Source organism: Streptomyces sp. NPDC006309 (assembly GCF_040613095.1).
Classification (GTDB): domain Bacteria; phylum Actinomycetota; class Actinomycetes; order Streptomycetales; family Streptomycetaceae; genus Streptomyces.
In genome coordinates, this window is sequence record NZ_JBEXRO010000047.1 from 1 (window position 1) to 20,623 (window position 20,623).

The 20,623-nt window shown below is 69.8% G+C and carries 25 protein-coding genes; 4 read left to right on the forward strand and 21 right to left on the reverse strand.

The genetic code is table 11. The features are described from left to right. Positions 1 to 500 precede the first annotated feature (500 nt). The 5 genes from ABZ117_RS33530 to ABZ117_RS33550 all read right to left on the reverse strand — a co-directional run bounded on the left by ABZ117_RS33530 (position 501) and on the right by ABZ117_RS33550 (position 3,863). The gene (locus ABZ117_RS33530) at positions 501 to 1,580 is read right to left on the reverse strand and encodes a hypothetical protein (RefSeq protein ID WP_356826455.1); all 1,080 of its coding nucleotides are present in this window, start codon (positions 1,578 to 1,580) and stop codon (positions 501 to 503) included. Then, positions 1,577 to 2,131, reverse strand: coding sequence for a sigma-70 family RNA polymerase sigma factor (locus tag ABZ117_RS33535; RefSeq protein WP_356826457.1), 555 nt, complete (start codon positions 2,129 to 2,131; stop codon positions 1,577 to 1,579). Before ABZ117_RS33535 ends, ABZ117_RS33530 begins: the two co-directional genes overlap by 4 nt. Beyond that, complete coding sequence (locus tag ABZ117_RS33540; protein ID WP_356826459.1) at positions 2,128 to 2,382, reverse strand: hypothetical protein; 255 nt, start codon at positions 2,380 to 2,382, stop codon at positions 2,128 to 2,130. Before ABZ117_RS33540 ends, ABZ117_RS33535 begins: the two co-directional genes overlap by 4 nt. A gap of 369 nt (positions 2,383 to 2,751) precedes the next feature. Then, a protein-coding gene (locus tag ABZ117_RS33545) for an IS5 family transposase (RefSeq protein ID WP_356826461.1) occupies positions 2,752 to 3,560 on the reverse strand; the annotation gives its coding sequence in 2 pieces (ribosomal slippage) (positions 2,752 to 3,206 and positions 3,206 to 3,560; 810 coding nt in all). A gap of 135 nt (positions 3,561 to 3,695) precedes the next feature. Then, positions 3,696 to 3,863: a hypothetical protein gene (locus tag ABZ117_RS33550; RefSeq protein WP_356826463.1), complete on the reverse strand. Its 168-nt coding sequence runs from the start codon at positions 3,861 to 3,863 to the stop codon at positions 3,696 to 3,698. Positions 3,864 to 4,500: 637 nt separating this feature from the next. Here ABZ117_RS33550 and ABZ117_RS33555 point away from each other — a divergent pair. From ABZ117_RS33555 to ABZ117_RS33565, 3 genes are all read left to right on the forward strand, one after another. Next, positions 4,501 to 5,529 carry a PP2C family protein-serine/threonine phosphatase gene (locus ABZ117_RS33555; protein WP_356826465.1) on the forward strand — a complete coding sequence of 343 codons (1,029 nt, stop codon included), beginning with the start codon at positions 4,501 to 4,503 and terminating at the stop codon, positions 5,527 to 5,529. A gap of 164 nt (positions 5,530 to 5,693) precedes the next feature. After that, positions 5,694 to 6,488 (forward strand): ParA family protein, encoded by a 795-nt coding sequence (locus ABZ117_RS33560; protein WP_356826466.1) that lies wholly within the window; start codon positions 5,694 to 5,696, stop codon positions 6,486 to 6,488. After that, entirely contained in the window at positions 6,485 to 7,399 is a 915-nt protein-coding gene (locus ABZ117_RS33565; RefSeq protein ID WP_356826468.1) for a hypothetical protein, read from the forward strand. The genes ABZ117_RS33560 and ABZ117_RS33565 overlap by 4 nt, the downstream gene beginning before the upstream one ends. A 67-nt stretch (positions 7,400 to 7,466) precedes the next feature. Here the strand turns inward: ABZ117_RS33565 and ABZ117_RS33570 are convergent, their stop codons facing one another. The 7 genes from ABZ117_RS33570 to ABZ117_RS33600 all read right to left on the reverse strand — a co-directional run bounded on the left by ABZ117_RS33570 (position 7,467) and on the right by ABZ117_RS33600 (position 13,191). Then, a complete protein-coding gene (locus tag ABZ117_RS33570) occupies positions 7,467 to 7,934 on the reverse strand; it encodes a Pycsar system effector family protein (protein WP_356826470.1) in 468 nt (155 codons plus the stop codon). An 11-nt stretch (positions 7,935 to 7,945) separates the two neighbouring features. Then, positions 7,946 to 8,680 (reverse strand): RRQRL motif-containing zinc-binding protein, encoded by a 735-nt coding sequence (locus ABZ117_RS33575; RefSeq protein WP_356826472.1) that lies wholly within the window; start codon positions 8,678 to 8,680, stop codon positions 7,946 to 7,948. A 251-nt stretch (positions 8,681 to 8,931) separates the two neighbouring features. Then, entirely contained in the window at positions 8,932 to 9,483 is a 552-nt protein-coding gene (locus tag ABZ117_RS33580; protein WP_356826474.1) for a hypothetical protein, read from the reverse strand. A gap of 13 nt (positions 9,484 to 9,496) precedes the next feature. Continuing rightward, positions 9,497 to 9,685, reverse strand: a complete 189-nt coding sequence (locus ABZ117_RS33585; protein ID WP_356826476.1) for a hypothetical protein — start codon at positions 9,683 to 9,685, stop codon at positions 9,497 to 9,499. A gap of 114 nt (positions 9,686 to 9,799) precedes the next feature. After that, positions 9,800 to 11,968, reverse strand: coding sequence for a hypothetical protein (locus ABZ117_RS33590; protein WP_356826478.1), 2,169 nt, complete (start codon positions 11,966 to 11,968; stop codon positions 9,800 to 9,802). A 169-nt stretch (positions 11,969 to 12,137) separates the two neighbouring features. Then, positions 12,138 to 12,539, reverse strand: coding sequence for a hypothetical protein (locus ABZ117_RS33595; RefSeq protein ID WP_356826480.1), 402 nt, complete (start codon positions 12,537 to 12,539; stop codon positions 12,138 to 12,140). A gap of 10 nt (positions 12,540 to 12,549) precedes the next feature. Then, complete coding sequence (locus ABZ117_RS33600) at positions 12,550 to 13,191, reverse strand: hypothetical protein (RefSeq protein ID WP_356826482.1); 642 nt, start codon at positions 13,189 to 13,191, stop codon at positions 12,550 to 12,552. A 1,041-nt stretch (positions 13,192 to 14,232) separates the two neighbouring features. Between ABZ117_RS33600 and ABZ117_RS33605 the strand changes: the two genes are divergently transcribed. Further along, positions 14,233 to 14,412, forward strand: a complete 180-nt coding sequence (locus ABZ117_RS33605) for a hypothetical protein (RefSeq protein WP_356826484.1) — start codon at positions 14,233 to 14,235, stop codon at positions 14,410 to 14,412. Between the two features lie 427 nt (positions 14,413 to 14,839). Here ABZ117_RS33605 and ABZ117_RS33610 read toward each other — a convergent pair whose 3' ends face one another. The 9 genes from ABZ117_RS33610 to ABZ117_RS33650 form a co-directional block, all read right to left on the reverse strand. Beyond that, positions 14,840 to 15,046 (reverse strand): hypothetical protein, encoded by a 207-nt coding sequence (locus ABZ117_RS33610; RefSeq protein WP_356826486.1) that lies wholly within the window; start codon positions 15,044 to 15,046, stop codon positions 14,840 to 14,842. Positions 15,047 to 15,057: 11 nt separating this feature from the next. After that, complete coding sequence (locus ABZ117_RS33615) at positions 15,058 to 15,567, reverse strand: hypothetical protein (protein WP_356826488.1); 510 nt, start codon at positions 15,565 to 15,567, stop codon at positions 15,058 to 15,060. A gap of 134 nt (positions 15,568 to 15,701) precedes the next feature. After that, positions 15,702 to 17,372 (reverse strand): DUF2637 domain-containing protein, encoded by a 1,671-nt coding sequence (locus ABZ117_RS33620; protein WP_356826516.1) that lies wholly within the window; start codon positions 17,370 to 17,372, stop codon positions 15,702 to 15,704. Positions 17,373 to 17,645: 273 nt separating this feature from the next. Then, positions 17,646 to 18,149 (reverse strand): hypothetical protein, encoded by a 504-nt coding sequence (locus tag ABZ117_RS33625; RefSeq protein WP_356826490.1) that lies wholly within the window; start codon positions 18,147 to 18,149, stop codon positions 17,646 to 17,648. A gap of 51 nt (positions 18,150 to 18,200) precedes the next feature. Then, entirely contained in the window at positions 18,201 to 18,386 is a 186-nt protein-coding gene (locus tag ABZ117_RS33630) for a hypothetical protein (protein WP_356826492.1), read from the reverse strand. 199 nt (positions 18,387 to 18,585) lie between these two features. Beyond that, positions 18,586 to 19,020, reverse strand: a complete 435-nt coding sequence (locus ABZ117_RS33635) for a hypothetical protein (RefSeq protein ID WP_356826494.1) — start codon at positions 19,018 to 19,020, stop codon at positions 18,586 to 18,588. A gap of 145 nt (positions 19,021 to 19,165) precedes the next feature. Continuing rightward, a complete protein-coding gene (locus tag ABZ117_RS33640) occupies positions 19,166 to 19,453 on the reverse strand; it encodes a hypothetical protein (protein WP_356826496.1) in 288 nt (95 codons plus the stop codon). A 179-nt stretch (positions 19,454 to 19,632) separates the two neighbouring features. Continuing rightward, complete coding sequence (locus ABZ117_RS33645) at positions 19,633 to 19,770, reverse strand: hypothetical protein (RefSeq protein ID WP_356826498.1); 138 nt, start codon at positions 19,768 to 19,770, stop codon at positions 19,633 to 19,635. A gap of 44 nt (positions 19,771 to 19,814) precedes the next feature. Further along, the gene (locus tag ABZ117_RS33650) at positions 19,815 to 20,546 is read right to left on the reverse strand and encodes a hypothetical protein (RefSeq protein WP_356826500.1); all 732 of its coding nucleotides are present in this window, start codon (positions 20,544 to 20,546) and stop codon (positions 19,815 to 19,817) included. Between the last annotated feature and the right edge of the window lie 77 nt (positions 20,547 to 20,623).

Consider the following 20,623-nt stretch of genomic DNA (forward strand, 5'->3'; position numbering starts at 1 on the left):
GGTACCCGCTCCGCGGGTACCACATCGCTGCGCGATGTGCAAGCGAACAACCGTGCTGCGCGCGGGTGTTGCGCTCCCGCTCCGCGGGAGCGCTGGCTGACCGCTGCGCGGTCAGCTCACCCGGGTTGCTGCGCAACCCGGGTGACACTCCGTCCGCTGCGCTCCCGGAGCTGCGGGGACTGCGTCCCCGCACGGTGGCATCCGCTGCGCTCCAGCCACCAGGGGCGCGCCGCGCCCCAACGGCCGGCCCCGCTACGCGGGTCGGCCAACGGGCCTGCGGCCCGAGCAGCAAGAGGGAGGGTGGTCGGAGCCGGTGGAGCTGAATCAGATGATGCAGCATGTAGCTTTGGCGAAACCAGGCCACACCCACCAGGGGTCTGCATCAAAGTGAAGCATGGATAGAGTCAGGAACCAGCTCCCACCCCCGGCACCCCATCCGAGGAAGGGGCGAGGTGCCGCGGGTGGCCGGCCGAGCCGGTTGCTGGCGCACCACGCTCTGCTTAGCTTACGAATTCCCGAATCCGTGCCGTACCAGATCGGACCACGAACACTCCGCTACCCTCGGGAGTTTCCATTGAGCGCATTCGCAGGTCTTCAACGTCAATCTCCTGAGGCCAGAATGTGTGACGCAAGGTCCAGCGAACCCCAGTCAAATCGACTCCTACTAGAAGAGCTCCCCGTAGGTCCGCTGACGTGAAGTCATCCAAAAGCTCACGCCATTCCGAGAATTTAAAAACCGGAATTTCCGGCGCGTGAAGAAGATTGCGCGCCTCGATCTGCACGTAGTGCCGATATTTTAGGTCGGCGAGCATCATCGCGTAGGTTGGAACGATGCGCTCCAGGCCGTCGGCTCTGTACTCAATCTCTTTTTGCGCCCGTGAAATGTCTCGAGCCAACTCGCGTGCAGCCTGTCGACCTGAGTTGGTATCCCACCTCCGTGCTCTTTGATACTCGCGGGTGATGACATTTGCTCGGTCGATGGCTAGCTTCAGCTCTCTACCAAAGCGGACCATCTCTTCGACTTGCTCGTAAGTTTCACCGAACAGCATGGGAGCAATTTCAGCAACCTCCCGCAGCGTGATTAAAATATCCTCGGCAGCGCTCGTCAAGACTACGGCGTAGTCCCCCGCTACGGCCAGCTTCATCCTCTGTCCGCCGAACAAGGCGTGTTGTAGGTCTCGCGCGATCTCCCTTGTCCTGCGGCAGGTTTCTTCCGCGACTTCCATATGACGCTGAGCAGTGATGAGCTTGATGAAATAGGGATCAGCGCGCAACATCATTCGCGCTGCAGGATATATCGCCTGCTTGATCTGTTCGATCCCACTGGTCGACTGCGACGCGATGGATTCCGAGACCGGCCGCAGTTCGTCATGCGTGGCGGGCAAGATTTCTCGGAGGCCTGTTTCCACGTCGATGACTGCGCTGAGGCTTTGAGTCATGGCTTCATTGTCGGATTGCAGCAGAATTTCACGCAAGCCGGCTTCGACATCGATAATCGATTCGAGTGACATCAGGAGCTTGTCATGCGCCTGGTCGAGTTTCGCCTTCGGAGTTTCACCAGGAGATGTATTCCGCTTCACTGTTCCCCTTCCTCCCACTCGCGGATTCGTGTGGTCGCAGCACGACGGGCCTTTTTTAGGCTTGCTCTTACTGCTTCGGGGCTCATGCCTAGTTGCTCAGCAATCTCCGCTGGTGTGAAGTCGCTAAGAGTCCAGGCAAGGACTTGCCGTTGTCGGGCAGGTAGATTCCTAATGATGCTCAAGGCATAGTGCCGGAGTTCCCACTCGATCATAGCGTCGGGCCGGGGCGTCAGGGAGCTCGGTTCAGGTATCTCATCGACTGGGTTCTCACGCACGTCAGCGATTTTTCTCACCAAAGCCCGAGCCGCAACCGTGAATACCCAGGAGCGGTGATTATTGATCCCACTCCACCGTTGATACGCTGCCGTCATCGTAGTCTGCGCTATGTCAGATGCATCAGCTAGAGAGGCTCCCTGGTTAATCAGAAAGCCGATTAGCATTCGAATCGTTTCGCGATAAAAGATCGAGAATTCCTCGTCTTTTCCTTTTGAGAGCGCTGAACTATCTCTAGTCGGTAATTCCGTGGGACGGGCCAGGTTGTCGTCGCTCACGCAGCTTCCCGTCCCTCGTAAGCCACAGCCCCACCATCGATCCGCATCGTCAGGTGGTGTCCGTCTCCTGAACGCGTAGTGAACTCAACACGGCCGCCTGCCGCAACGATCTTCACTGCATCCGCCAAGCAGTTCTGCCGTGCAAGTTCATGCCGCTCACGCCACCGCAAGCGAAGCCACAAGGCAAGCAACCCAGTTGCCTTGGCTGTGACCAGGGATGCGATACCGATCACGAACGTGGCCCAGTCCACGCGAGCCCTCCTCCCCTAAGACGCACTCACTGTGAGCTCGTCAGAGCTAAGAGGGGATAGGCGTCCTCAACGTGAACCTAGCTGCCAAGATTCTTTTGGCCGGACTGCTTACCCTCGCGGAGGGCACCCATCAGCACACAGCGGCCTGGACGATGAGTCGTGTCCGTGGCCTGGAGTGCCGGCTGTGTGGCACCATCCGGACGGGGCCCTGGCCGAGGCAGGCATCGGACGGAGATGGGCTCCGGGCCCGTCGGTGTCAACGGTCACGATCGGCGCGTAGACATCCGGCACTCGCCTCCCCGCGGCGCGGCAGGCGCGGCACTCGCTCCACGTAGGCGGGGCCGCTCTGCAGACCACTTAGACGTCGTTTCAGTTGGTGAGTCGGCGGTAGCTGATGAGGGCTGCGGCGATGCCGACGAAGGCCAGGAAGTGCTCGGCCTTTCGCTCGTACCGGCGGTGGAGCCTTCGGCATCCGGCCAGCCAGGAGACCGTTCTCTCGACGACCCAGCGGTGTCGGCCGAGCCGCGTGGACGACTCGATGCCCTTGCGTGCGATGCGGTGGCGGATGCGACGCCCGCGAAGCCATTTTCGCAGGTGGTCGTAGTCGTAGCCCTTGTCCGCGTGGAGCTTGGCCGGACGCCGGCGGCGCGGGCCGCGGCGGGAGCGGATGGGCGGGATCCCGCGCACGAGCGGTTTCAGGCCGAGGCTGTCGTGCAAGTTGGCGCCGGAGATGCCCAGCGACAGGGGCACGCCGTTTCGGTCGGTGATGAGGTGGATTTTCGATCCGCTCTTGCCGCGGTCGGTCGGATTCGGTCCGGTCAGTGGCCCCCTTTTGCCGCCCGCAGGCTGACGGAATCGATCGCACACCGCGACCAGTCCAACTCGCCCCGAGCGCCGAGCTCGTCGAGGATGACCCGGTGCAGGCGTGCCCACACCCGGTCCCGGCTCCACTGGGCGAAGCGCCGGTAGACGGTGGGCCAGGCCGGCCCGAACACCGGCGGCAGCTGCCGCCAGGTGCAGCCCGAGGTGGCCACGAAGATGACCGCTGCCAGGCATTCACGGTCCCCGGCCCGACGCCGCCCGCCGCCCTGCGGGCGTATGACCTCCGTCGGCGGGACCACCCGCCGAAACAGCACCCACAACTCCTCCGGCACCAACCGCTCCGCTAGATCCGTCATGAACGGCTCAACGAGCGATCACGCCATCAGAAACGACGTCTTAGGGACAGGGCCGAAGTCGCGGTCGACCTGCCGACGGGCGCGCTCACGCAGAGGGTACGGGCGGTGGGCCATGATCCCCAGCTTGGCAGAGGTCTAGGAGTCGGCTGGCCAGGTCGTCAACGAGGTGCTGGTCTGTTCGTCGGTGAGGGTGATGCGGACGGCGGGTCGGCCCTGCTCGCCGACGAGCTGGGTGAACTTGTTACGGGCGATCGGCCGGCTGTTCCACCAGCCGTGCATAAGGGGCCGCCCGTTCGCGGTCATGACGAGGTGGTAGCGGCCAGGTCGCGCGGCCTCGGCGTCCATACCTGGGGGCCGTCCACGGTCTTTCCTCCCTGGTGAGATGTGCCGTCTTCGTAGCAGTGAGCCAACTGGTGATGTGCCGACCCATGACAGCCGCGAGGTCGCAAAGTACCACCGTCGTGTCATATGACGCTTCCGTCTGCGGTCGTTGAACCGGTCGGACGTTCCAGAGCACAGGGAGACCCCGGGCCGCAGATGCCCGGGGTCTCGTATCTCCGACTGCCGTCAGCGGTTGCTCAACCACCAGGTAAAGGCGGCGAACGAGGTTGCGCCAGCCGCCGTTGCTGCTCCACGCACCAGGGCGAACAGCGCACTGCGTGCGAGCCGCGGAAGGGTCTTGTCGGTCGTCCAGGTTCGTTTCGAGGTCACCGTGTTCCCAATCGTGCGCCGCCCCGGCAGGAGCGGAGTTCCTAGTCGATGAGAGATCCTCTCTGGTGACCAAGTCCCACTGGACGAAGCACTGTTGAATCCCGATGTCTTCGGACAGCGCCCTCCGTAGTCGTACGTGATGGCATGATTCTCGGACGGATTCGGATGGTTTTGGACGATGGGGGGCGCGGGGGTGGGACGCGCTGGGCAACTCCGCAAGCCTGAGCTGGTGGGAGCGCACCAGGAACTCAATGCGGCACTGCACCGACTGCATTTACTGGCCGGGAGACCGAGCCTTGCCGAGATCGCCCAGGCACTCAAAGGTGCCGGAATCTCCCGGAGCACCATCCACGACGCGTTCTGCAGCCAGCGGCTGCCGAAGTGGAAGGTGATCGACGCGTTGGTGGAGGTCCTTTCCTCCCAGGCCCCAGGTGGTCGCCCCGAAGAGGACCAGAAGGTGCTGTACGAGGTGTGGCTGCGCGCAGCCAAGGAGGGCGACGAGCAGCAGAGTCAAGGGCCCCAGAACGAGAGAGAGCGGAAGGCGAAGGCCCACGAACTCCTGCAACGCGCGCTCCTGCCGCAGGAGATCCCTCTGATCGACGGGCTTGAGATCGCTAGCCGCTACCTACCGGCGAGTGACCCCTACCGAGCCGGCGGGGACTGGTTCGACGTGATCCCCCTGGAGGGCACCAAGGTAGCCCTGGCTGCTGGGGATGTGATGGGCGGCTCCATCCTCTCGATCGCGCTCATGGCCCAGCTGCGCAGCGAGCTCAACACGTTGGTCCACCTCGGTCTGCCTCCCCATAAAGCACTGAACTTGCTCAGCGAACAGGCACAGCGCCTAATGGGAGATCGGCTCGCAACCTGCGTGTGCGCCGTCTACGACACCGACACCCGCCTCCTGGACATCTCCAGTGCTGGCCACATCCCGCCTTTCCTACTCAACCAGGACGGCACCGGCTTCATTCTGGACATACCCACGGGGCTACCAATCGGCCTGGCCGTAGATGCCTGCGAGACAATCACAGTCCAGATGAACCCGGGTGAGACACTCTTCTTCCTCACAGACGGAGTGGTCGTGTCACCGGCTGAAGGCCTTGATTCCGGCCTCGCCCGTCTCACTACGAGCCTGGCAGGAGCACAGACCACGTCCGATCTCACCCTGCCATCACTCGAAGAACTGATCGACGTGCCGCTGAAGGCCCTCAGTAACCTCAGGCACGACGACGCCGTTCTGCTCGCCGCGCGCTTCTCCTGACAGCACGCCCAGGGACCGCGCGCGATCTGGCCGCGGCTCTCTGTGCAGCTCAGAGCACCGACCGCGGAAGAGCGCTGTCGTCAGATCCAGGGGCCTACGGGCCGAACGGCGCCCAGCGGATACTCTTCCGTCGTGAGTTGGGTGTATCGATCGGTGGGTCAAGCATGAGCAGAGTGCTGGCGGTCTACAGCGAGAAGGGCGGCGTGGGTAAGAGCGCGCTGTCCGCAGGTCTGGTCGCGGCCGCTCGGCAGCGACATCTCCGCGTCATCGCAGGGGATTTGGACCCTCGGGGAACCTTTACGTCCGAATTGGGTATCTCCGAGGCGCCTGCCTTTTCGATGAACGACCTGCTCGCACTCGACCCTCAAGGGGAGACGGGCCTGGCCGCCGACGCGTTCGCGGATGCCGGAGAAGCCTGGTCGGGAGTTCAGGTCATCGCAGCGGAGCGGGCTCTGGCGAACCGGGAGACGGACAACGTCGCGGTGGGCCTTGAGTTTCGGCTGCGGTTGGGCCTGAAAGGTGTGGTGGGGCCGGGAAAGATCGGCATCCTGGATTTGCCGCCGCGCGCCGGCGGGAAGCTGGTGACGTCTGCGCTCGTCGCGGCCACCGACGTCATCATTCCGGCGACGCTCGATGAGGACGGCCGGATCGGTGCGAAGGAAGCACTCGCCACGATCAAGCTGGTGAAGGATCTGGGCATGAACCCCGACCTCAGGATCGTCGGGATCGTGCCGTCGATAGTGCCGGGCGGGCGCAACACGTTGAAGGACGCCATAGGGAAGTACCTCGCGGACACCTACGGTCCGCTGTACCGAGACGATCTGTCGATTCCCCGGCATTCCGTGCGCCAGCAGACACGGTTCGCATGCGTACCCATCTCTGACGCGCCGGGCCGCGAGGCTGCTGCCCTCACCGACGCGTACGGCCGGATCCTCACCGCAGCGGGAGTGGAAGCATGAGCGGGAACAAGCTGATCACGGCGGGGCAGAACCGCCTGCGCAAGGCGGACGACGCGAAGGTCGACCCGGCGGTGCCCGCGGAGCTCCAGAAGAGCGCAGCCAGCGCAGCATCGACCCTGTCGGACCCCGCAGGCGTGAGTGTCACGAGTGTCTTCGCCGGTGGGCGAGTGCTCACGGCCAATGACATTACGGGCACCCCCGAGGAGCAACTGTCCTACGTCACCGAGCGGCTCCAGGAGATCGACGCCCTGGGGAAGCGCGCGGAGGACTTCACCGTTCTGAACAAGGGCGCACTGCTTGAGGTCGCCCAGGAACGAGAGCTGCACCTGGTCGCCGGGCACACGAACTTCGCCCAGTGGGCGGCCGGCGTGCTCGATGTCGAGCCGAAGTACGTGTTCGAGCTGCTTCAGGACGCTGCGCGTATCCGCACTGTCGGCGCCCTGGGCACCGATCTGGCCCAGCACCTGACCCGCGCATCCGCACGCAAGGTCATGGCGGAGGTCATCGGCGACCAAGGAGTGGAGTTCGCCGAGGTAGTCATGACGGAGGGCATGTCACGGGCGATCAAGCAGGGCAAGAAGCGGCCTACGGCGGCACTGCTCTCCTCCATCGCCAAGGAACTGGCCGCCCCCACGATTCCCCACCAGGAACAGAGGTCAGAAATTTCTGACCCTCCCGCACCGCCATCGGCGACGGCACACGTCGAGGCGCTGGAGCGCGCGGCGAACGCCCTTCAGGAGCGTGTCTTCCCCGCTCTGGCTCCCGCTCGGGTGAAGGCGGCCCTGGAAGCCGACGCGGCCGCCGGCCACGAGCATCTTCAGCGATTGCGGGTGGAGCTGGAGCGGGTCACGAAACGACTCGCTGCCGCCCTCAAAGCGTCTGCTCCGGCATCGAACCCGGACGGTGAGTGAGCCGCGGGCAGCCCCGGAAACAGCAGATGCCCCCCTGGCGCCCGGACGGGCGCCAGGGGGGCATCTGTCATGTGAGGGCGCCGAAGACTGCTGCGGCGAGGAAGGCGAGCGCGGCGAGGGTGCAGTCGATGGCACGGCGGAGCGTGGTGAACTTGGCGACCGCGATGACGGAGAGGATCCGGATGCTGGCAGCGCGGGTGTCGCTGGTCATGCTGGCGTAGATTTCGGCCTCTGTCAGTCGTGCCCAGTGGGGGAATGAGGCGCGATCCTGGCCGCTCAAGCGCGGACGGACGACAAGCAGCAGCAGGACCGTGGCCCATCCGATCGCCGTGACGGCCATACCTCCCAGCACGCGGGCGGGAGTCGGCAAGGGCATGTCGGTGAGGGAGGCGAGACCGGCTAAGGCCGCGCCGTTGAACGCCAGGAGGAGACTGGCCTTGCCGTCGGTGCGGCCGATCTCCGCGTGAACCGCCGCAGCGGCGGCGTCCAGGTTCTTGTCTGCGATGCTCGAGGCGGACGTGGTCGGTGCGGACATGACTTCGTCTCCTAGGCGGCGAGAGTGTGGGCTGCCGGGGTGATGTAGGTGGAGGGGGCGGCGGGGGTGCCGTCATGGCACTCCAGGCAGCTGCCGATGGTGCGCAGCGGTAGGACGTGGTGATAGCGGCGCCGGCACTTCGGGCACGTGGTCCGCGCCGCCATCGCCTTGTCGAGCGCGGCCTCCTTGGCGAGCGTCATCGGCCGCACGGGCAGGGCCAGGTCAACGCGATAGAGGTAGGCGACGCGGGTGCACGCACGCTGTGGGCGCGTCGCGCAGGCCTTGCAGCGCAAGAGCGCGACGGGCTCTTGTCCGCCGGGCCGCAGTCGTGCGGCGCGCAGCTGGCGGCGCGTGGCGAGCTGGTCGGTCGGTGCGGTGCCCCAGTCGTACTCGGGTAAGCCGTGGGCGGCGCGCGGCTGCGTGGTCGTGCGTCGGCGTCGGGTGCGGGTGGTCACTGCGGCCCCCAGGCGATGGCGAGGCCTCGGCGGCGTCGCGGGTAGCGGGGGCCGGGGCGCTGCGGGCGGGGCCGGCCGATCTGGGGGCGCGGGCGGGGGATGAGCACGGCGTGTCCTCCAACAGGGTGATGGCGGGCAGTGCTGCGCCCCGCCGGCGGATGGTTCGCTGACGGGGCGTGGGGTGAGGCGGAGTGGCCGGGCGGCCTGTCCGGTCCTCGCCCGGGTAGGCCGGGGCGAGGACCGGACAGGGCGACGGGTCAGCGCTGGAGCGTGCCGAAATCGGTAGGGCACCGAGGGGGTTTTCCGGGCATGCTGGCCGGCAGGGGCGAGGCAGTGGGGAGGGCGTTCGTGAACTTCGTTTTCGTGTGCGGCTGGTGTGGTACCGAGTGCGTGGTGTGGGGCGAACCCGTCGCCTCGTGGTGGACGCAGAAGTACCAGGTACCCGACGAGTTCGAGTGCTGGAACTGCGGTGGGGAGAGCACGAGCCCGCCTCCGCCCTGGACGCCAGCCGACTAACCGTCCGTCGTGGCCGGAGCGGGGCTTTACAGACCGCGGGCGTCGGCCATTAAGGCGGCCTCACCGAGCACGCGCACGGGGACGCGGCCCGTACCGTGCGCGTCGTTGAAGGCGGGCACGGATTCGACGTGGTCGCCGAAGCGTCGGCGGATCGCGTCCAGGACGACGCTTGCGGCGTCGGCCTCCAGGCCGCGGTCGCCGCCGGCCTCCTTACGGATGGCGCCGAGCAGGCAGACCGCGCCGCTCTCGTCGGTCAGTGCCCCCGCGCACCAGCCGTCGGCTTCCATCCGGGCACGGGCCCGCTCGAGGAGCGCGGCCACCGGGGTGGCGTGCTGCGGTGGCTGGAGGGTCGGCGTGAGCGGCACCGTGATGACGTCGGCGAGGTTGATCGGGTCGGTGTGGATGTGCGCGGTGCGTACTTCGTGAGCGACGGCGGCTTCTTCGAGCCGGACGGTCATGGCCGCCTCTACAGCGGCCAGCCGGGCGTCCAGGCTGAGTCCGTCGGCGTCAGCGGGGGGCGCTGCCGGGGGCGTCTGACCGGCTTGGGCGGCGGGCACGGTGTGCAGCGAGGCGGCCATGGTGGTGTTCCCGTCAGCCCAGCGACGCGAGGCTGGCGACGGCGGACAGGGCCTGCGTGATGGCGGGGGCCAGGCCGGTGGAGGCGAGGGTGAAACCGAGCGCACCGCACGCGAGGGCCGATCCGATGCCGACGGCGCGCTGGCGGATCAGTGCGACCACGACGACGGCCAGGAGCAGCGCGGCGGAGACAGAGACGATCACGGGGGATTCCTTCCACGGGGCGGGGTGGTGGGGTGCAGCCCGGATGGGTGCCGGGCAGAACGCCGTAGCCCCCGGCAGTGGGCGGGGGGGCTACGGCGCGGGAGGGGGCGAGGGTCAGTCGTCCTGCGGGGCGGTGCCGACGGAGGCCGGGACCGGCGCGTACACGCCGTGGTCGACCTGGTGGAGGCGTCCTTCGGCGACCAGGTCGGACAGGGCGTTGCGGACGGTGCCGGCGGCGGCGTCGACCTGGGCGCGGATTTCCTTCGCGGTCATCTGGCCGGTGACCGCGGCCAGGACCTTGTCCTTGACCGTGGCCTTGGGCCGCGTCTGGTTGGGGAGGGGCGGCGGGGCGAATGTGCCGAGGACGGCGCCCTGGCCGTCGTCGTCCTGGCCGTTGTCCTTGCCGGAGGGCGGCGGCATGGTCCAGTCGTGCCATAGGCCCAGGTCGGTCAGCGCGTCGATCTCCCGGGCGGTGAGGCAGTTGATGGAGCCGTCCTCGGGGAAGATCTCGGGCAGTCCGTCCGGGCTGCCGTCCTTGGGCAGGTGGACGTACAGGCTGCGCATCATGGTCGCTCCGGAGCCGGTGACGGTGTGGCCGACGCCCTGAGTCGTCTCTCCGGGAACGTCGTCGGTGATGCCGTGCATGCGGTCCATGAGCGACATGGAGGCGTTGAACCGGTCGGGGATGGCGGCCAGGTCGGCGTCGCCGGCGAGTCCGCCGGTGGCCTGCCGGGCGGCGATGCCGCCGGAGGAGTTGGCGATGCGCAGCACGACTCCGATGCCGCCCTGGACCTGGTCGCGCAGGGAGGCTTCGCCTCCGAGCTTGGCGAGGTTGAGGGATTGGCCGGCGAAGACGATGCCGATGCCGAACTTGCGGCCTTCGCGGGCGAGGACGTCCGTCATCTGCGCGATGTCGTCGCCGAGGCCGTCGTCACCGACGAGGGAGTTGAACTCGTCCAGGACCAGGACCAGGCCGGGGTAGGGGGAGTGGGCGGAGAAGTCGTGGCCGCGCTCGGCGTTGATCTCGCCCCGGATGTCCATGAGTGCGATGGCGGCCTTGAGCATCCACCAGGTGGGGACGGGGCCCGCGTTCTGCCGGTCGATGTGCCGGCCGACGGCGCTCATCTGCGCGTCGGGGCGGGCGGAGGTCACCCAGGTGGCCAGACCGGCCAGGGCCCAGGCTGCGCACATCAGGGCCAGGCAGACGGTCTTGCCGGAGCCGGTGACGCCGACCAGGAAGCCGTGCAGGGTGCCGGCCGCGGACTGCATGTGCACCTTGGCGTCGCTGCCGTCGTGGGCGGTGCCGATGGTGTACCGGCCGTACGCGTCCAGGGTGAGCAGTTCGCGGGTGGCGCGGCGGGAGGCCTTCAGCGGTGCCGACTCGTACAGCGTCACCAGGACCTCGCGGCCGCGGGACTCCGCGACCAGGCGCAGCTCTTCGGCCTCCACGCCGAACGCGGAGCACAGTTGGGCGTGGGAGACGCGGGCGACCTCGCCCGGCTCTACCTGGGCGAGGATCATGCCGCGTGCGGGGAGGTCCCCGGTGGCGGGGAACTGCTCGACCCGGACGATGCTGCTGTCGGGGATGGCGCCGCCGGGGCGGGCCACCTTCTGCGCCCACATGTCCTCGAGGCTGCCGCCGCTGCGGCGGGTGGTCGGGGCGACGGTGAGCCGCATACGGCCCGGACCGGTGCCCGGGATCTCGTCCAGGGTGACGCAGTCGACGGGGACGCCGAACGCGGCGGCGGCGGCCACCAGGTCGATACGCGGCACGGGACGGCCGGCGGCGGCGACGACGTCGGCGGTGAAGTCCGGGTGCGCGGGGGAGAGCGTCTGCTCGATGTTCTCCAGCCGGGTGTCGGGGGCCACTTCGGCGTCGTCCCACAGGCGCATGACCAGGCCCCTAAATCCGGGCGGGTAGGCGGCGGTGAACGTCTCGGGGGGCGTCCAGGTGGAGCGGGTGACGGGCAGGGCGGCGGACATGGCGGCGCCCCAGCCGAGCGCGGCGACCGGCTCCCACCAAGGGCGGCCGGGGACGATCGCGGCGGCGGCGTAGACGGCGCCGCCGGTGACCGGTCCCAGCATGCGCTGCGCGCTGCGGATCGTGCGGCGGAAATCGCGGGTCTTGACCTTGCGGTACAGCCACCACACACAGCCGCCGCTGACGGCGGCGACGGTGGCATGGGCGGGCAGGGACTCCATGGAGGGGACGTAGGCGAGGGCGGCGGCGGATGCCCCGTAGGCAGCCATCTCCGCCTTCGCCCGCGTGGGCATCGTGCTCATCGGTGGCAATTCCTTTCACGCGGTGGGTGGCAGGGGCCGCTGGTCGTGCTGGGGGTGGCGCCGCCTCCGGGGTGCGGTGCGGCCTCCGGCGTGGCCAGTGGCGGGGAAGGGCCACGGGGCCGCATCCGGTGTTCGGACGCGGCCCCGTGGCCGATGGAGACGGTGGTGGTCAGGTCTGCCGGTAGAAGCCCGGTGCGGCCTGCCTGGCCCTGGATGCGGTGGCGGCGGCGTGGATGCCGCCGTACTCCGTCTGGTGCTCGGTCCTGAGGTGGCCGGCGGCGGTGTGCATCGCGTCGGCCGCGCCCATCAGGGCCGTGCAGCCGTTGACCACGCGGCTGAACGCGGTGCCGACGGCCGCCACGGTGGCGACGTGGCGGCTGTCGGCCTGCGCCATGGCGCACAGGTCGGAGACGGCGGTGGCGGCATCCGCGTTGACGCGCATGCGCAGTGCCAGGTGCTCGGCTTCCTCCAGGAGCCCGGCGGCGGCCTTTTGCAGCGCGAGGAATTTCGCGCTGATGGCGGTGTAGCCGTTGTTGGCGCCGTCGGCGCCGACGGGAGCGATCTGCCCCACAGTGATCTCCTCAGTTCTCGTTGTGGATGCGGGCGCTGGGCGTGGCAAGGCCGGCATCCGCGGTCGCTGCCTGGGTCGGCCGGTAGTCGCGGGCCATGGACACTTCCTCTGCCTCGGCCATCTCGGCGGCGTCCAGCGCGGCCCGGGCCATCCGTTCGGCTTGCACCACCAGGAGGGCCACGCTCTCCATCAGCACCGACACGGCGCGCATGGTGCGCGGTCCGTTGACGTTGTGGGTGACGGCCAGGTCGTGCGCCATCGACTCCAGCTCGGCCATCAGCTGGCGGGCGTTGCGGGCCAGTTCCGCACTGTCGTCGTGTGTCTCCATGCCTGCGGTGGTGAGATGGGTGAGGGCTTTGAGGGCGTCATCGAGGGTGATGTCGGTGGCGTGGTGGGCGGAGATGCCGCCCGGGGTGGGCACCGACGCGGTCACGGGCGCCGGGGTGCCGGCGGTCCGGGGGACAGGGGCCATGGGGATGGGTTCCTTTCTGCGGGTGGTGCCGGGGCGCTGCCCGGCCGGTCGCTGCGGGGCGCGGGGCAGGGCGGGCTGGCTCTGGGCGGGCAGCGGCTTGGGGGCGGAGCCGATCGCGTCCGGCTCCCACCGCTTGGCATGCGCGCCGGGTGGGTCGACCTGCTCCACCGTGATGATCACGGGACCGTCGGAGCCGACGTCGAACGGCGAGGTACGCGGCTGGTCGTAGTACCACCGGGTTGATTCGCCCTCGTCGTCCTCGTCGAACTCCGGGCCCGTGGGCGCCGGGCCGGGACCAGACGAGTTGGGGCCGGATGAGGCGGGGCGGGATGAGGCGGGGCCGGGCGGTGGTCCCGGCCGGTTCGTCGCGCTGTCCGAGGGCCCGGATTCGCGGGGCGGCCGCGGTTGGCGGCGTGGGACGCCGCCGGCGTCCCAGCCTTCCCGGCGCTTCTTCCACCGGTCGTTCACGGCGTCGAAAAGGGCGTCACGGAAACCCGTCCGGCCGCCAGGTGCTCGCCAGCCGTCGTTTCCGGGCGTCGACCGACCACCGACGCCGCCTTTGTCCCCGCCGGTGGTCTTGCTGCGGGGCTTCCACCGGTCCTTGGGGCGGTCGCCGAGGGCGCTCCATGTCGTCGGTCCGGTCCGTGCGGCCTTGACCGCTTCGCGAACCGCAGCCTTTCTGTCTGCGCCTGTGGTCCTGCCGAGAGTCGGCCCCTTGCCCAGGGTCGGGCCCTTGGCGGGAGCCGGTCCCTTGCCGGAACCGCGGGATGCCTTCTTGCTCTTGCCCAGCCAGTCGGAGACGGCCTGGCGAGCGGAGCGGCGTTCGCCCCCGCCGGTGGCCGCGCTCCCGCGACTGCCGCTCGGGCCGGCGCTGGCTCCGGAGCCGCTGCCGCCAGAACTCCCGGAGCCCTTTCGGTTCGGGCCGCCGCCGTTTCGCCTGTCCGTTCCGCCGTTTCGATCCCGCAGGAAGCCGCCGGTTCGGCCGGCCCCGTTGCCGGTCCGGGACGAGCCGCTACCGGTCCGGCTGGCGCCTGTCCCCGTGCCCGCAGAATCGCGGCCGGTCCGGCCGGTGGCCGACCGGCCGCCCACTCCGGCGGAACGGTGCTGCGCGGAGCCGCTGTGTGCCCCGCTGCGGCCCGCTCCTGATCTGCCCGGGCCGATGCCGCCCGCGGCCCTTCCGGCGCCGCCTGTGCCGCGTCCTAAGGCGCTGCGTCCGTAGTCGTGGCTGGAGGGGACACGGCGGCCGCGGGCGTGCTCGCGGTCGGCTTCCGCGCGGTGCCGGGTGGCGTCGGCGGTCGCTTTCGCGGCCAGCAGTTCCAGCTCCCGCTGATGTGCGGCGGCCTCCGCACGGCGCGGCCCGGATTCCTCGATCCAGGTCTGGAGTCCCTCGAACGCGGCTAGGGCGATGGCGAGGACGGCGGCCAGGGAGAGCGCCCCGGTGCGCGGCGGTCCGGCGTCGGCCGGGGCCTGCGGATCTCCCAGACCCTCGCTGCGCAGGGCCGCGGGCACGGCGTCCGGCGGGGGCGGCGGGTGCGGGACGGCGGGGGCGTCGAAGGAACTGATTCGAACGATTCCGTCCCCAGCCGGCCGGTCGGCCCGCTGCGCCTGGTCGTCGTTGAGGGCCGGCGGGGGCGGGACGGGCGGGGGCGGCGGGGAGCCGATCCGGGGCAGATGGCGCACGTTGTCCGGGCTGTCGTCGTCGGACACGCGTCCTCCTCTCCTGGTGACTGCCGGTGAGGGGGCGGGGGCGCCTCGCACGCGTACGCGTACGCGTGGTTGGAACCCCCGTCAACCCCCATTTCGGCGGTGATGATGATGACGATGACGATTACTGGCAGTGATCCCGGTAGAGCCGTTCCAGCTCCGCCGACAGGGCGTTGAACGTGGCGTGGTCGCCGGTGCGGCGCACCTTCTGGATCGCGGAGACCTTCACCAGGTCGAGCCAGGCCCGGAAGAATTCCTCCGGGCCTCGCTCCCCTGCCGCGCGGGCCTGTTCGAATCGGGCGTTCCAGTGGGCCGCCTTCTTGGGGGACATCGCAGCGGCCATCACGCGCCCCGCTGCTGCCGGTTGCTGCCGCCGAAGAAGTCGCCCAGCAGCTTGGGCTGGCCGGCCGGGGCGCCGTCGTCCTCGCCGGGGGCCAAGCGCTGGAGCGTGGCCTGCGCGCTGTTGTGGGCGGCGGCGCCGAGCTGCTGCTTGCGCTGCGCCTTGCGCAGGGCCTTGTCCTCACGGCGGCGCAGCACGACCTCGGGCTGCGTCTCCTCGTAGGCGGCCACGGTGCCGTTGATGGCCCGGGCGGCCTGCCGCATGGCCCGGGCGGCGTCCCGCAGCGGCTTGACCCGCTTGCGGGCCCGGGCCGCTGCCGAGATGCCCCAGGGCAGGTCACCGTCCAGGCGGCGGGCCTTCAGGTCGGCCTGGATCGCGTCGGCGAGGGCGTCGTAGGTCTGCGCGTCGGTCAGGAGGGATCCGCGGTGCTGGGCCTGCCAGCCCTCGCGCTGCCCGGGCAGCGCCAGCGCCTGCACGCCCGTGGTGACGCGGGTGGCAATGTCCTTACTCATCGAGGTGTCTCCTTCAAGGGATGGGGTGATGCGGATCGGTACGCTGCGGGTGGCGTCTCGGCGCCTTCGCCGCGTCCCCGAGCTGTCATCAGCAGTTCGGGGGCCGGCGGAACCGTCGGACACATGCGGGGTGGTCAGGGGCGGTAGCCGGAGGCGAGTAGCTCTGCCGCCTCTTGGCGGTACTCGGAGGCGGTGCCGGGGGAGGCGACGGCCAGTTCGGTCTGGATGTCGGCGAGCGGCAGCCGGTCGGCGTCACCGCCGGCCGCGAGGATCAGCCGGGCGACCCTGCGGACCGCGCGCTCGCGCGGCTTGAGCTTCGCGATGTCCTCGGCTTCGACCGCGCGCCGCTCGATTTCGGCGGCGGCCCGCCGCGTTTCGGCAGCGGCCTGCTCGGCTTCGGCGGCTTCCTTCTTGGCACGCGCGATGTGGGCGAGAGCGGCCTCCTGGCGGCTCTCCTCCTCCACCCGCTTGCGGTCGGCTTCGGCGGCGGCCCGCCGCGTTTCGGCGGCAGCCCGCTCCGTTTCGGCAGCGACGCGATCCGCTTCGGCAGCACGCTGGCGGGCCTCTGCGATCTCCGCCGTCTCGATCGCCTGAGCCTCCGCCGCGGCGACCCGGTCGGCCTCTGCCGCTTCCTTCCGCTTCTCGGCTGCCTGGCGCTCCAGTTCCGCCGCGCGGACGTCGGCGGCGGCCTTGGCCTCGCGCTCCTTGGCCTCCTTGTGCTCCGCCTCCGCCTGACGGGCACGGGCTTCGGCGATCACGGCGTTGTCCAGGGCCTCCTGTTCCAGCTCCGCGGCCCGCTCTGCGGCGCTGACCTGGGCGCGGGCGTGCGCCCGGGCCTGGCCGGTCTCGCCCTCCACCCGGGCGCGGACGGCTTCAAGCCGGCCCTGCGCCTCCAGCCGGTCGGCCTCTGCCTGTTTGCGTGCGAGCTCCTGGCGCGTCTCCGCGTCCAGGCGCCGGCGCTCGGCTTCCTCCGCGCGGGCCTCTGCCTCGCGTTCCTGTTGCTCAGGCATCGCGAGGGCCTGCGCAACGGTGTAGCCGTAGGCGGCCATCTTCATCGGGAGCCGCTCGTCCTCGGTGGCCTTGCTCAGGTCGCCGTCGTACTTGCGCTTGAGCCACTGCTCGTAGGCGATGAGGTCCTGTTGGCGCCGGATCATCTCCGGGTAGCTGGTGACCCCGTACAGCCGCATGCGGCGGTAGAACCGTGGGGTCTCCCACGGCGAGAGGATCCAGCGGTGCAGTGGGATGCGGTCGGTGGCCGTCCCCGCTTCGAGCTGCGCTTTCTGGATGAACAGGCGCCGGGCTGCTTCCACGCCGATCACGAACAAGATCGGCATGACGCCGTGGCTGGCGGCCTTGACCGGGTCCGTGCCGATCTGGCCCTGGGCGCTGGCGTTGAACCAGATCGTGGCTCCGGTCATCCCGTGCGCGGCCATGCGCAGGACCGGCCACGGGATGCCCCGCAGGATCAGGTAGAGGTCCAGCGCGAGGAACGCCAGGATCGATGCGTCTACGCCGATGGGGAACCAGCGCGACAGGTCCTCGCCGAATCCCCAGCTCAAGGCCACATTGGCGAGGGTGTGGTACGACGTGGCGAAGCCGATACCGCCGACCAGCATGCCGGAGACGGCCGCGAAGTACGGCAGGACGGCCGTGAAGCGGTCCCGGGAAGGCTTGGGCGGGTTCCGCTTCGCCGTTCCCGAAACGCTCCCCGATGCTCTCGAAACGGTCCGGGGTGCGCCCGAAACGGCGGTGGGCGGGGGCGAAATGGGGGTGTCGGGTACCGCGCTCTGCGGCACTTCGGTCATCGTCACAGGGGCCTCCGGAAGGGGCGGAAAAGGCGGACGCGAAACGATGGCCGCCGCTCCCGAAACGCGGTGAGACGTTCCCGAAACGGCGGCCGGTGGAGTCGAAACGGCGGCGTGTGGGCTGTGCGGCTCCCCTCGCCTCGCCCGTAGCGGCTGCCGGGAGGCAGGCGCGACGGGCGAGGGAGGCAACCGACAGCGGTGGCGGTGCGGGTCGTCAACGCTTGCCGCGCTGGGTCAGCTCGCGGGTGCAGTTCCTCGCCGCCACCGGTGTGCTCACCGGGGGCTGCTGAGCGGGAGGGGCTGTACGCGCCAGGGGACCTCGGAGGCCGGGGGAAGAGCGGCGCCGGGAGCGAGCGCCGTCCATCCTGAGCGGGGTGCTCCCTCGGCCTCGGCCGTGGACTCTGCCGCGTCCAAGGTGGTGTGCACGCTGTGCAGTTCCCCGCGGTGGAAGAGGACATAGACGCGGTCGGCTGCGTTCTGCTTTCGGGTCATGCGCAGCAGCGTCCGCAGAGCCTGCCGGTCCTCGGTGTCCAGGAAGGACTGAGCGCGCAGAGCCGCCAGCTCGCCCTCAACCCGGGCGGCGTCGGCGGTCGTGCGGGCGAGCGCGGCGCACAGTTCCTCCAGAGCGGTCTCCGCGCGAATCACGGAGTCAGTGGCGCGCTCGGCCTCCTGCCGGACGTGCTCGGTCTCGGCGCGGGCGGCGTCGGCCGTCTCCTCTGCCTCACGGGTCCTCTCACGTAACCCGCGCAGCGTCCGGGCACGAATGACAGTGATCATGTGGAAACTCCCTCAAGAGGGCGGTCTCAGCCGCCGTGGTGCGAACAGTGGTCAGCGCTGCGGACGCTGCTTGAGTCGGGTGAGGTAGGCGTCCTGAAGCCGGGCGAACGTCTCGTAGAGCCTTTTGCCGTCCCGGCATTGCGGGGTGCCGCGGGTGCAGCCCGCACCGCAGGAGTCGGCGTGCGACTGGTAGGCGCGGTGGGCTGCCTGGTAGCGCTGGTGCAGGTCGTCAGGCACGGGCCGGTCTTTCTCGGTGGTGCCGGCGGGCGGGGTGGAGGTCGGTGACGCGGTGCCCGGCATCCCACGCGGTGGCGGCGGCCAGGGCGGCGGTTGCCAGCAGCAGGCGGGCCAGGGGATGAGCGGGGCCGACCGTAGATGCGGCTCGTGCGGCGCGGTGCTGCGCCGCACGAGCCGCGTCTATGAGGTGAGACATCGGTCAGCGGCAGGCGTCGCAGACTCCGCCGGGCCAGTCATCGAACCAGCCGCCGCACACCGAGCACTGGCCACCGCCAGAAGCACGGACCGGGGCGGGCACGGTCAGCGTGTGTGTGCGGGCCCGGGCCTGGCCGCATCGGCACTGCCAGAAGCCGCACACGCCGCAGGCGTCGGACTCCTCCTCGGTCAGCGCGGCGAGGCGGGCCCGCATCTCGGCGACCGTGCGCGGCGCGCGGCGGCCGGAGGGAATGGCGGCGTCCTGGGCGCGGACGACGGCCAGGAGGTGGGCGCCGAGCGTGGCGTCCGGCTCGGCGCTGCGCGATCGGCGGCGCGGGCAGGCGCGGTGGGAGTTGATGGCGGTCAGGACCCGGGCGAACATGTCGCCGTCGCCCTGTGGCGCCCCGTGCTCCGGGCGTGTGATCATCGTCGTGGTCATGGGCAGGCTCTCTCTTTCCTGTGACCAGACAGCCCCGGAAGGTCAGAGTTCCGGGGCTGTCGCCGTATGACTGGCCGGGTGGCCAGCCACGGCCCGTCTTCCGCCCTTGTGCTCTGGTGGGCGGGAGGCGGACCGTGGCGGGCCGTCAGGCGGCAGCCGCGTACGCGTTCTTCGCGGGCCGGATCAGGTAGTCGCTGGTCGTCCAGACGCTGCCGACGGCGAAGGGCTGGCCGTCGGGGCGGAGGGTGTCGCGGACGATGACCGCCCACCGCGCGGCCGTCCGGCGCAGCAGCTGCGCGGCGTCGGCCGGGTCAGTAACGAGCGCCAGGACCTCGAAGCGGCCGTCGACGTTCTGGTAGATGGCGCCGGGGCGGCGGGGGCCGATCTCGTCCTGGATGCTCGGGCGGATCTGGCGGGATGCGATGCTGTGCACGTGGTCTGTCCTCTCTGGTGGGATGACCGCGACAAAGAACCCCCGGGGGTGCATCCCTGGGGGTTCGTCGCGTGCGGGCCCCGTGACCGGGGCAGTGCGTCCTGCGCACTCCACCGGCCACCGGGCCCGGGGCGCGGTCGACGGTGGGCAGCGCAGGCTGCGGAGCGGGGAGACTCGGGTCAGGCCTCGTCGGCGCGGACTTGCGTGCATTCCAGGCAGAGCGGCACCTGCCAGTCGACGTCGTTGACCTCCCAGGCGAAGGGGTCCTGCCTGACCTCTACGTCCGGCTTGTCCTCGTCGCAGAACTCACACTTCATGTCATCTCCTAGTCGATGCTTCGGTGTCCCGCGCAGGGGGTGGATCAGCGCGCGGGGTGCTTGGGGCGAAGGGTGGTCAGCGGGACGGGGCGGCTTGCCTGCGGGATGTCGCCGACGGGCTGTTCCTCGCGCCGCTCGTCGACCCGGTTCACACGACGGGCCATCCGGCGCCACTGCTGGGCACGTGGGACGGCCGGCGAGGCCGCGGCCTGGAGCGCGGTGTCGTGCTGTTCGTACGCCAGTCGCACGGCGGCGTCGGTGTGTCCCATGCGGATCTCCAGCTCCCGGCCAACCTCGCAGCGGGTCCGTCCGGTCCGGCACACCGCGCACTCGCTGCGGTGAGAGTCGACGGCGGTGCGGGCCCGACAACGCGCCGTCAGCAGGCGTGCGCTGGGGCCGGGCATGGAGGCCAGGCGGTGCACCGGCGCGGCCGGGGCCGGCATGGGCTTGGAGTGCTGGCGGGCGGAGCGACGGCCGGTCGCCGTGCTGTCCGCCTCGAGCAGCCGCCGGCCCCACTCCTCGGCGGTGATGTCGATGACGACGCGCTGAGCGCTCCCGGCACAGCGGCGTCCGCCGGACGGCTTGTCACCGAGGTAGCGGCGCTCGGTCTTCTCGACGGGGTCACCGTCGCGGTGGGGCAGGATCATCGACCTCTTGAGGCGGTGCCAGGTGGCGCAGTCCGGACAGACCACGAGGACCGGCTCGTTCTCGCGGAGGTTGAGGTGCTCGGGCCGCATCGCGGAGGCCTTGAGAGGGGCACGTCCGTTGTGACGCATTGGTTCGGTCTCCCTTGCTGTTGCGTTCTCCGGCCGCCGCAGGCCGCTCCCGTGGAGGCGGGCGGTCTGCGACGGGC

Bases quoted from the DNA above. Each gene is read 5' to 3' on its own strand.
- ABZ117_RS33550 (WP_356826463.1), bottom strand. From the start codon at position 3,863: ATGACCGCGAACGGGCGGCCCCTTATGCACGGCTGGTGGAACAGCCGG.
- ABZ117_RS33560 (WP_356826466.1), top strand. From the start codon at position 5,694: ATGAGCAGAGTGCTGGCGGTCTACAGCGAGAAGGGCGGCGTGGGTAAG.
- ABZ117_RS33565 (WP_356826468.1), top strand. From the start codon at position 6,485: ATGAGCGGGAACAAGCTGATCACGGCGGGGCAGAACCGCCTGCGCAAG.
- ABZ117_RS33570 (WP_356826470.1), bottom strand. From the start codon at position 7,934: ATGTCCGCACCGACCACGTCCGCCTCGAGCATCGCAGACAAGAACCTG.
- ABZ117_RS33580 (WP_356826474.1), bottom strand. From the start codon at position 9,483: ATGGCCGCCTCGCTGCACACCGTGCCCGCCGCCCAAGCCGGTCAGACG.
- ABZ117_RS33590 (WP_356826478.1), bottom strand. From the start codon at position 11,968: ATGAGCACGATGCCCACGCGGGCGAAGGCGGAGATGGCTGCCTACGGG.
- ABZ117_RS33610 (WP_356826486.1), bottom strand. From the start codon at position 15,046: ATGTCCCCCAAGAAGGCGGCCCACTGGAACGCCCGATTCGAACAGGCC.
- ABZ117_RS33615 (WP_356826488.1), bottom strand. From the start codon at position 15,567: ATGAGTAAGGACATTGCCACCCGCGTCACCACGGGCGTGCAGGCGCTG.
- ABZ117_RS33620 (WP_356826516.1), bottom strand. From the start codon at position 17,372: ATGACCGAAGTGCCGCAGAGCGCGGTACCCGACACCCCCATTTCGCCC.
- ABZ117_RS33625 (WP_356826490.1), bottom strand. From the start codon at position 18,149: ATGATCACTGTCATTCGTGCCCGGACGCTGCGCGGGTTACGTGAGAGG.
- ABZ117_RS33635 (WP_356826494.1), bottom strand. From the start codon at position 19,020: ATGACCACGACGATGATCACACGCCCGGAGCACGGGGCGCCACAGGGC.
- ABZ117_RS33645 (WP_356826498.1), bottom strand. From the start codon at position 19,770: ATGAAGTGTGAGTTCTGCGACGAGGACAAGCCGGACGTAGAGGTCAGG.
- ABZ117_RS33650 (WP_356826500.1), bottom strand. From the start codon at position 20,546: ATGCGTCACAACGGACGTGCCCCTCTCAAGGCCTCCGCGATGCGGCCC.